Below are 10,361 nucleotides of genomic sequence, written 5' to 3'. Positions count from 1 at the left end.
GCCACTAAAATGCACCTTAGTATCTTAAAAAGCGAAGAAGCTGTACCTGAACGCTTCCAGAAATTCGACCATACGGTTTCCATGCTGGATAGTGCCACCCATGAGATCAGAACCATTGCCCATAACCTTTCCCCGGATATACTCATACGCTACGAGCTGGATGCAGCCCTGGAAAACTTCTGCCAGAAAGTAAGCAATCCTAACCTGCAGGTTGACTTTTATTTCCTGGGCGAGGCACCCAAGCTTAAAAACAATTTTAAGCTGATCATTTACCGCATTGTGCAGGAGCTGGTCAACAACATCATTAAGCATGCCGAAGCCAGCCATGCCCTGGTGCAGTTAAGCCAGCACGAGCAGGTGTTATCCATTACTGTTGAGGATAACGGCAGGGGGTTTAACATGACCGATGGTAAGGGCATGGGGCTGCACAACCTCAAAACCCGCGTGCAGGATATTGGCGGACAGCTAAACATCGAATCATCCGAAGGCAATGGCACTACCGTTTACCTGGAATTCGACATCAACCCATTCCTCGAAAAACAAATTTTTCTTTCCACAGCAGTATAAACCTATACTCATATGCCCATTCAAGTTGCCATAGCCGACGACCACCTGCTGGTAATTGGTGGCCTGAAAGCCATGATGGAATCCGATAGGGAGATCAGTGTGCTTTTTGCCGTTACCAATGGCGAACAGCTGCTCCATACGCTGCAGGAGGCCCAGCCCGATGTACTGCTGCTCGATATTCAGATGCCCGGGCAGAACGGCATAGACCTGTGCAGGCAGATAAGCGGTAAGTATCCTGCCATCAAAATAATTGCGCTTACCAACCTGGAAGAAACCCATTATGTAAAGCAAATGATCCGGAATGGTGCTTTGGGTTACCTGTTGAAAAATACAGATCAGCTAACGCTGCGAAAAGCCATTTTTACTGTAATGGAAGGCCAGCAGTACATCGATGCACAGATACAAAAAAACATGCTGGAGGAAAGCCTTACCGGCAAGAAGCGTACCCTGCAGGAAGTGCTGCTTACCAAGCGCGAGGAGGAAATCCTGGCCCTGATCGCTACTGAACATTCCAACCAGGAGATAGCCGATAAACTGTTCATAAGCCTGCGCACCGTACAAACCCACCGCCTTAACATCACACAAAAGCTGGGTGCCAAAAACACCGCCGGGCTGGTGCAGGAGGCCTATAAACGCGGGCTTATCTAATTTTCTTCATTCTTTGATACAGTATTCTTTGATACTGTCTGATTTCAGGAGTAAGTAAAACGGCGAGTTGCTGCCCCCGCTTTAAGGCACCTGATCAGGGCTCTATTTCTGTGATATGATAAAAGATCTTTTTCCCCCTTTCCTGCCCTATCCTCACCATCTCGTCCGCCCCGCCTGATGGTCCGCCGATCCTTAGAATAGCATCACATTTTTCAATGAGCCTGATGGCCACCGGGTGAAACAGCTCATTCCAGATTTCATCACCCATTTCTTTAGAACCCGCGGTTTCGATCAGGGGCAGGGCAAACCATTCGCCTAAAACCGGCAGGTGCCCCAGTATATAAATCTGCAGTGCAGTTTCGTGCATGGCCTTAACATTCTTTTCAATCAGGGCCGGAATATCATTTGTTCCGGAACGGTAAGGGCCTGCTACCAGGATCATCTGTGGGCTCATATCAGCTTATTGATTTTAGCGCATTATGGTCTTTTTATCTTTTATTCCGCCCAAGTATGAACAGAAAAAGGAGTTTCATCTGTGCGCTCATTAGCATGGATGCAGGATGCAGACGGTAAAAACCATCTTCACCTGGCACAGCCCAAAGGTAGCGAGGTAACCTTCAAAATAAATACGTACTTCTAATGATTTTATAACTGATCAACAGCTAAAGCCCGGAGCAAAAATGTACACTAACAATCGCAGCTGTAGGCATCATCGGTATCGTGGCCGGGTGCTAGCCTGTTGCCCACGCGCACCAGCTTGTTCAGAGGTATTTCCTCGCCATTGGCCAGCAGCAGGTACTCCTCGCCATTACGTTCTGCAATGCTTTTTACTACCTGGGTGGTTTTTAGCAGCTCCTGCAGATCGGAATAATAATGTACCCTTACATACTGTTTGGTTGCAGCTGTTTCTTCCAGGTGCTTATGAAAATTATTTTCTATTGAGGGCTCTTGCTTGATCATATCGCTAAGGTATAACTGGTGATTTTTCCATATCAATACGCAAAACCTGCCATACCGATGGAGCTGAAAGCTACTTTATATTTTAAAATCTAAGTCTTAATGCTTTCACAAAGGTGTCTTCATGGGGTCCTCCACCGGAGGGTTATCCAGCAGAAAACCAATGGGATGGAGCGGTTCTACGGCATCGCAAATAACTTTAATGATCGCCAGGAGGGGAATTGCCAGGATCATTCCGATTGCGCCCCAAACCATGCCCCCCAAAAACAGGGCAATAATAGCAGCAAAAGGATTGATGCTTACCCTGCCTCCTACCACATTAGGTGTAATAAAATTGCCTTCCAGGAACTGCACTGCCCAAAACAGAATTGCCACCCCTACCGGGTACCACAGCGAATCCTTTGTTACCAGCGCAAAAAGAATAGGCAGCAGGGAACCAACCAGAATGCCGATGTATGGAATGATGGTGAGCACTGCGGCAAGGGCACCAAAGAAAATGGCATGCTGAATGCCCAGCAACATCAGGCCTACGGAGTTGAGCACGGCTACAATCACAATTACTGTAATAAGGCCCACAATGTAGCTCCTAACCACCATCTCTACTTTACCAATAGTGGCGCCAACACGGGGGTGCACTTCTGAGCTGAAGCATTTGTATACAAAGGCAACAAAAAACCTGCGGTAGTACAACAGGAAAAAAAGTGTTATCAGAAAGAGGAAAAAAGAAGTGAAAAAATCGGCAGTGGCAGAGAGGGTGCCGGTAATGGCAGCTGTGCTGTTCTGCAGAAAGCTGTTCAAGGAGTCTTTCACATACCTGTTTTGCTCTCTTTGTGCTACCCCAAAGGTATCTTCCATCCAGGTATTTCCCCTGTCTATAATCTCATTGAAGCGTGCTCCAATAGACTGCAGATCGCTGGTAATACTACCTACCTGTGATGAAAAGAAGTAGAAAAGCCCCGAAAGCACCAGCATCACCAACAATATGGAAAGCAGGGAGCTAATGCCACGGTTAATCCTTGCACGTTCAATATAACCACTTATGGGATGCAGCAGTATGGCAATAATAAAAGCAGTTACCACCGGGCTTAAAATAGGCTTTCCGAGTATCAGTACATAAATGGTTAGTACAAGGCTTGCCAGAATAATAAAATATTTGAAATAACCTGGAATGGTTCTCATGCAACAGTAGCTTTATCGATCCTGAAAGATCACTTAAAAAGATGTAACTAATCAGCCCCTAAATCTTCTTTTCCGGAAGAGTTCCTCATACTAACGGTCTTTCAGCGAAAGAGCGGGAGATTGCTGCTGATACTGTTGCAGAAACCCGGAGAGCTTCACCATTGTTTGGCTGATCTCTTCTGATGATGGCAGGTATACCACCCGAAAATGATCGGGATGCTGCCAGTTAAAGCCACTGCCCTGCACCAGGAGCACCTGCTGCTGCTCCAGGAAGTCGAGGGCAAACTGCAGGTCGCTGGTAATCCCAAACTTCTTCACATCTATTTTCGGGAACATATAAAAGGCACCCATGGGCTTAACACAGCTAATACCGGGAATGGCGGTTAGCATTTCGTAGCAAAGATCGCGCTGCTGCCGGAGCCTGCCGCCAGGCAGTACCAGGTCGTCAACAGCCTGGTATCCTTTCAGGGCTACTGCTATGGCATACTGTGCAGGCACATTGCTGCACACCCGCAGGCTGGCCAGTATGTTAAGGCCATCAATATAGCCGGCGGCAGCCCTTTTATTACCGCTCACCAGCATCCAGCCTGCCCTAAAGCCTGCAGAAAGGTAATTTTTAGAAAGCCCGCTGAAGGTAACAACCAGGGCTGTATCTGCAAAGCAGGCAGTTGGGTAATGCACAACGCCCTCGTAGAGGATCTTGTCGTAAATTTCATCAGAAAATACCACCAGCCCATGCTCCTCTGCCAGCGCTACCAACTGCTGCACCATCTCCGGCGGGTATACGGCGCCTGTGGGATTGTTAGGGTTGATGAGCACAATAGCACGCGTGCGGGATGTAATCTTTCGCCTGATGTCGGTCAGATCGGGATACCAGCCGGAAGCTTCGTCGCAGAGGTAATGTACGGTTTTACCTCCGGAAAAATTAACAGCTGCAGTCCAGAGCGGGTAGTCGGGCGTTGGCACAAGCACTTCATCCCCCTCATTCAGCAGGGCCTGCACGGCAAAAAACACCAGCTCACTAACGCCATTGCCAATCATAATGTCGTTAAGCTGCACCCCTTGCACACCCTTGGTCCTGTAGTAGTCCCGGATGGCTTCCCGGGCAGGTACTATTCCCCGGTAATCGGCATAGCCCTGTGCTTTGGGGAGGTTTTGAATGATATGATCTACAACATGCTGTGGTGCATCAAAGCCAAAGGGAGCGGGGTTGCCCAGGTTTAGTTTTAATATCCGATGCCCCTGCTCCTCCAGCTCTTTTGCCTTCTCGTATAAGGGGCCCTGTAGTTCGTAATTAACGCTGTCCAGTCTGGTATTGCGTTGTATCATGCAGCTTGGTTTTCGTAAAAGTACAGCTTTTTAGCGGCAGGCAGCAAGCTGCACCAGAAAACAAAAAAGCTGATGCAGGCCTGTACTGTTTTCAGGCTGCATCAGCTTCAGAAAAAATATTAAAAAACAGGCTGGGGGTAAGCACTACAGCTATTCATGCCTACAAATGCTCCGGAAGCACAGGCTTCTCCAGCCCACTAATAAAAAAGCTTGCCAGTGTAAACGACAGGTAAGGAGGAAAACCACGCTGGTTGCTAAGTACTATAAAAGTAAGCTTCTGCTTATCGAAGCGCACAAAATCTGCCAGGGCGGGTCCGCCGCTGTGGCCGGATACTTTATGCCCCTGGTAATCCTGCGCAATAAAGCCTATGCCAAAAGAACCAAACCCATCCTCTTTCAGGGCTACAGGCGTAAGCAGCAGCTGCTGTGTTTCGGGTTTCAGGAATTTGCCCTCATCCAGCACCTGTGCAATTTTAGCCATGTCTTCAATGGAGGTATAGATGCCGCCAGCCGAGTAACCAGTTTTGGCAAACTGCATATCGCTCACCACATATTTACCATCCTGGTACGCATATACGGCTGCTTCTTTAGGAATAAGCTGGTGGGTTCTGATACCAGTATCATCATTGTTGTTCACATAGGTATGCTGCATGCCCAGGGGTTCAAGCACATACTGTGTCAGTACTTCAAAAAAGGGCCTGCCGGTTTCCTGTTCTATCAGGTACTGCAGTATCCAGTAATCGGAGCTTACATAAAAGGAGCGGGTGCCCGGCTCATTGGTCATTTCCTGCTTTTTGGCAAGCTCAAGGGCTTCTTTGGTGGTGGTGGCCTTGCTAAAATCTGCCATGCCTATGCCTGACTGGTGGGAAGCCAGCTGTTTTACAGTAATGCCCTGCCAGGAGGAGGGAATGCTGTCCAGCAGCTCCTCCAGCTTCTGCTCCGGTAACAAAATCTTTTCTTCAAACAGCCTGCCCAAGAGCAAGGCGGTAAAGAGCTTGGAGCAGGAGGCGGTTTGAAAGGCTGTTTCCCGGTCTACCGCGGCATTCCAGGAAAGGTTGGCTTTGCCAAGCTGGCCCTGATGGATAATGCTGCCATCCTTAACAATGGCATAGGCCAGCCCCGGTATGTGGTGTTTGGCCATGGCGTCCTGCAGAAAGGTTTCTGTTTCCTTTTTAAGGTCAGGGGTCTTTTGTGCAGACACAAGCAGCGGGAGGCTCAATAAGTAGCCGATCAGCGCAGAGATTATTAATTCTTTCATAGTGTTAGGTGCTAATGTTTCTGGAGTGATAAATGTACTCTGCAAAGATCCGGGAGCTGCAGACCTTAATCAATCGCATGTAGAGGTGAAACTGGGGCAGGTAAAGGAGGCCTGCATCCCATAAACGGGTGATTTTAGGGGTGCTGCATATACAATTCTCCAACTACTTAGTACCTTCAGTATATTAATTGCTGGTATGAGTGCAAGACCTTTTGTTCCCCTGCTGTTGTGGCTGATGGTACTAACCAGCGGGCTGTGCTATGGTGCACCCCTGCAGTTGCCGGTACCATCTCCCATTTACCTGCACCTCGACCAGGAGGATGGCCTTGCCAGTAACCATGTGCTCTCTATTTTGCAGGATGACAAAGGCTTTCTCTGGTTTGGCACCAACAATGGCCTGCAGCGCTACGATGGCCGCCAGTTCCTCCATTTTCGCCACGACCCCCGCAACCAGAACAGCCTTGCTTCAGATATAGTCGAAACCCTGTACCAGGATAAGCAGGGAGTTCTCTGGATTGCTTCTTCCACGACCATTACCCGCTTCAAACCAAACACGAAAGAGTTTACACGGATGAGGCTTCCGGAGCAAGCGCGGGGAGGCCTTTCGCGTGGCAGCTATTTTACAGAAGATGAAAGAGGGCAAATATGGCTGGTATCTTCCGCAAACCAGCCTGCGCTTCTATTCAAACCCGATCAATCCTCCTTTGTGGTTATTGCCGGTGTTCCCACCTTCCGGAAACAGAACAGCACCTACGAACCGCTGCTGAAAAACTGGCAAAGCAACGAAAATTATGTTTACTTAAAAGACAGCAGGGAAATAGTGTGGGCGGGTAGCGAAATATTACTGGCACTCTATCCCGACAGCAGCAGCTTTACGCTCATTCCAGAAGTTAAAGCCTCACGCTATGGCATAGAGTATAACCGTATTTTCTGCCTGGCCGAAGATCGGGATAAAACCATCTGGATTGGCACCGACAATGGTGTTTACTACTTTAATCCCGACAAGCAGCATTTTTACAGAGCGCCTCTTCCCTCTTTTCCCCATGGCGATGCTGTTCCGCTGCTTCCCAGCGATTTCCTCCAGACCAGCAGTGGAGAAATATGGGTGAGTACCCTAAACAGGGGAATTCTCACTTACGATAGTCAGCTAAAGCCTGTTCGGCAGCTATCCCTGGGCAATGATGCGCAAGCTGGTTCTCTGCAGCTGTGGTGTCTGGCGCAGGATCAGCAGGGCAATATCTGGGCCGGCAGCCAGGCAGGAACCTTACTGAAAATAGACACTAATGGCCGCAGCAGCTACCTGCGGCCAGACCTCCTGGCAGGCCAGACCATTACAAAGGCGGCACCCGATGGCAGCGGAAAGCTCTGGCTGGGCACAGACCAGGGGCAGTTATTCAGCTTTGATCCGGCTACCGAAACACTCCTTAAGCTGAATTTGGGAGAAGCCACCGGCAGCACAGGCCGCATCATACGCATACTGGCCGAGCAGCCACATTACGTATGGGTAGCAACCTCCAGGGGCGGTATGTTCAAAATCAACAAACAAACGCTTGCCCTTACCGAGCGCTACCATACCAGCTCCAGCCCCTTTGCACTGCTTAGTAACGAGTTAGGTGATATGCAGTGGTCAGACAGCAGCAGCCTGCTGATTTCCAGCATTGCTGGTTTGCACCTGCTGGATATACACCAAAAAACCGGAAAAGTATTTACTACCGCAGATGGCCTGCCTGCCAATGCCATCATTAATGTAGTAGCAACAGGAAAGGGAGAATTTTTCGTAACGCCACAGAACAGCCTAAGCCGCTGGAATCTGAACACCGGCCGCCTCACCACCTATGGGGCCAGGGATGGCCTGGCCAATGATCCCTATGGCTTCAGTGCCTCCCTCCGCCTCCGGGATGGCAAAATCCTGATCGGCAGCATGAATGGCATCCTGTATTTTCATCCCGACAGCCTAAGCAGCACACAGCCACCTGCCGAGGTACTAATTACCGGCCTTAGCATCTATGGCAAGCCTGTTAAGCTCGACTCGGCCCTGAGCCGGAATGGTGAAATCCTTCTGCACCACCGGCAGAACTTTTTCACCATCGACTATGCCTCTCTTAACTACTATGACGATAACCGCATCAGCTACTACTACCAGCTGGAAGGAGTGGATGCTGACTGGGTAGCTGCCGGGCCAAACAGGTCGGCAAACTATACCAACATAGAAAGCGGCAACTATCGCTTTAAAGTAAAAGCCGAAAAAGACAATGGTGCCAGCACCATTCATGAGGCAAGCCTGGCCATAAGCATAGACCAGCCCTTCTGGCAAAGCTGGTGGTTCCGGTCATTGCTGGTGCTTCTGGTTGCAGGCCTGGGTTTTATCCTCTACAGAATCCGCATCGGCAGGCTGCTGGCTTTACAAAACATGCGCACCCAGATCTCGCGCGATCTGCACGACGACATGGGCTCTACCTTAAGCACCATCAACATCCTCTCGGCCATGGTGCAGCAGCAGATACGCAAAGATCCGGCGCAGGCACAGCTACAGCTGGAGAAAATAAGCGACTACTCCCAGCGCATGATGGAATCTATGGACGACATTGTGTGGGCCATTAACCCCCTGAACGATGCTGCGCAAAACCTGGTAGCCCGTATGCGGGTGTTTTGCTCAGAGATCCTGGAACCTAAAGGGATCAGCTTCACTTTTTCGCTTGATGACAGGGTTTCTGCACTCCGCCTGCCTCTGGCTGTAAAGCACAATTGCTTTATGATCTTTAAGGAAGCTGTGAACAATGCAGCAAAATATGCACAGTGCCAATCCCTGGAAATTAGCCTCACAATTCAAAAAAAGCAGCTGCACCTGCTTATCAGTGATAATGGCAGGGGCTTTGATACTAATCTTCCTCCAGAAGGCAATGGTTTGCTTAACATGCAGGCACGTGCCAGGGCTATTCATGGAGAACTGGAGATTATTTCTAAAAAGTGCAGCGGTACCACCATAAGCTTAAAAGCGCCTGTAGGCCAGCAGAAAGTTTAAACCATCACATTTATCACCAAGGCAACCCCATGATCAAAGTACTTATATATGACGATAACAAGCCCCTGCGGGAAGGACTTAGTATGCTGATCAGCGGCTCCGATGGCTTTGTGGTAGCTGGCACCTATCCTAATTGCAACCAGGTAGCAGAGGAGGTAAGCCAGCATCGGCCCGATGTTGTACTGATGGACATCAACATGCCTGGCATTGGTGGTCTGGCCGGACTTCAGCTGATTAAAAACAGCTTTCCGGGGGTAAAAGTAGTAATGCTGACGGTTTTCGATGATAACCAGACAGTGTTCGATGCCATGAAAGCCGGTGCCGATGGTTACTTGTTGAAAAAAACGCCACCGGCCAAACTGCTGGAATACCTGCAGGATGTATATGGAGGGGGCGCGGCCATGACTGCTTCTGTGGCCCGCCAGGTACTGCAGCTGTTTGCCCACCCGCCGGTTGCACAGCAGATCACCGACTACCAGCTAAGCGAGCGGGAAAAAGATGTACTACAGTGGCTGGTAAACGGCTATAGCTATAAATTAATCGCAGCCGAACTCCACATATCGCTGGAAACGGTACGATCCCACATAAAAAAGATCTACGAAAAGCTGCAGGTACACTCCAAAACAGAAGCTGTTTCCAAAGCATACAGAGACAGGCTGGTTTAACGCAATTTATCGATTAAGGCACTGATAATCAATAGCAATAAATAGCAAAAGGCTACAGGATTTAGGATATTAGAAGTGCGACCATCTAATATTTAAACTCCATTAGCCCATGCTTAGTGAAAATACAGTTCCACTGCGGAAGCAAATAAGTTGATAGAGCTATTCATCTGTCTGAATGATTTCTGCATAGCTCTTGAAGAGTGGAAACGCCGTCAGCCCCAATTTCAGATTTCCCTCACTAATCATCCCCTGATGAGCGACAGTGAGATGCTTACGATTCTAGTCTTCTATCAGTTCCCGGGCTACACATGCTTTCACTAGGTCGCCTGCCGATACTACGGATCAAGCGGAAAAGTTGTGGAGCAGGGGTAGAATCAGGCATAGATTTTACTTAATCTAAAAAGGAAGAAGTCAATGTTTCTCACGCCCCTGAACTGGCTTCTGAAGGCTTTGATTTTGGCGTTGAAGGATTCAGCAGAAGCATTGGTGCTTTTGTTGTCAAAGAAGTTGAGAATGCTTAGGTAGTGGTTCTGAATAGTTCTGGCTACTGTAGAGAAAGATTTAAAGGCTGCTTTCTCTACTTTGTTGTACCAGAGGGCAAGCTTCTTGAAAGCTACTTCTCTTACCTTTGTCTGCTGGTAGATAGCAGCCAAATCCCTGGAGAGGTTGTAAGCTTGTTCCAGGGCAGGATACCTACTAAAGAGGATCTCTGCCCGATGAGCTTGTGAAGCAGACC

At 48.9% G+C, this 10,361-nt stretch carries 10 protein-coding genes; 4 read left to right on the top strand and 6 right to left on the bottom strand.

From position 1 onward, the window contains the following. Both KWJ01_RS13350 and KWJ01_RS13345 read left to right on the top strand, forming a co-directional pair. The coding region (locus KWJ01_RS13350) for a sensor histidine kinase (protein ID WP_255651086.1) at positions 1-567 on the top strand (567 nt) is incomplete at its 5' end. A gap of 12 nt (positions 568-579) precedes the next feature. Further along, positions 580-1,215 carry a response regulator transcription factor gene (locus tag KWJ01_RS13345; protein WP_224996974.1) on the top strand — a complete coding sequence of 212 codons (636 nt, stop codon included), beginning with the start codon at positions 580-582 and terminating at the stop codon, positions 1,213-1,215. 94 nt (positions 1,216-1,309) lie between these two features. On the opposite strand, the gene KWJ01_RS13340 is transcribed toward KWJ01_RS13345, so the two are convergent. From KWJ01_RS13340 to KWJ01_RS13320, 5 genes are all read right to left on the bottom strand, one after another. Next, positions 1,310-1,669: a DUF4406 domain-containing protein gene (locus KWJ01_RS13340; protein ID WP_224996973.1), complete on the bottom strand. Its 360-nt coding sequence runs from the start codon at positions 1,667-1,669 to the stop codon at positions 1,310-1,312. A gap of 233 nt (positions 1,670-1,902) precedes the next feature. Further along, complete coding sequence (locus KWJ01_RS13335; protein WP_224996972.1) at positions 1,903-2,175, bottom strand: hypothetical protein; 273 nt, start codon at positions 2,173-2,175, stop codon at positions 1,903-1,905. 105 nt (positions 2,176-2,280) lie between these two features. Then, entirely contained in the window at positions 2,281-3,351 is a 1,071-nt protein-coding gene (locus KWJ01_RS13330; RefSeq protein ID WP_224996971.1) for an AI-2E family transporter, read from the bottom strand. A gap of 90 nt (positions 3,352-3,441) precedes the next feature. Further along, the gene (locus KWJ01_RS13325) at positions 3,442-4,680 is read right to left on the bottom strand and encodes a pyridoxal phosphate-dependent aminotransferase (protein WP_224996969.1); all 1,239 of its coding nucleotides are present in this window, start codon (positions 4,678-4,680) and stop codon (positions 3,442-3,444) included. 160 nt (positions 4,681-4,840) lie between these two features. Next, entirely contained in the window at positions 4,841-5,938 is a 1,098-nt protein-coding gene (locus tag KWJ01_RS13320) for a serine hydrolase (RefSeq protein WP_224996967.1), read from the bottom strand. Between the two features lie 196 nt (positions 5,939-6,134). Between KWJ01_RS13320 and KWJ01_RS13315 the strand changes: the two genes are divergently transcribed. Together KWJ01_RS13315 and KWJ01_RS13310 are read left to right on the top strand one after the other, a co-directional pair. Beyond that, a complete protein-coding gene (locus tag KWJ01_RS13315) occupies positions 6,135-8,960 on the top strand; it encodes a sensor histidine kinase (protein ID WP_224996965.1) in 2,826 nt (941 codons plus the stop codon). Between the two features lie 29 nt (positions 8,961-8,989). Continuing rightward, positions 8,990-9,625, top strand: coding sequence for a response regulator transcription factor (locus tag KWJ01_RS13310; protein WP_224996963.1), 636 nt, complete (start codon positions 8,990-8,992; stop codon positions 9,623-9,625). 374 nt (positions 9,626-9,999) lie between these two features. On the opposite strand, the gene KWJ01_RS13305 is transcribed toward KWJ01_RS13310, so the two are convergent. Further along, positions 10,000-10,361: transposase (locus tag KWJ01_RS13305; RefSeq protein WP_224996962.1), on the bottom strand; the 362-nt coding region annotated here is incomplete at its 5' end.

The sequence above is a fragment of the Cesiribacter sp. SM1 genome (assembly GCF_020178975.1).
Classification (GTDB): Bacteria; Bacteroidota; Bacteroidia; order Cytophagales; family Cyclobacteriaceae; genus Cesiribacter.
This window is presented reverse-complemented; position numbering and strand designations above follow the sequence as displayed.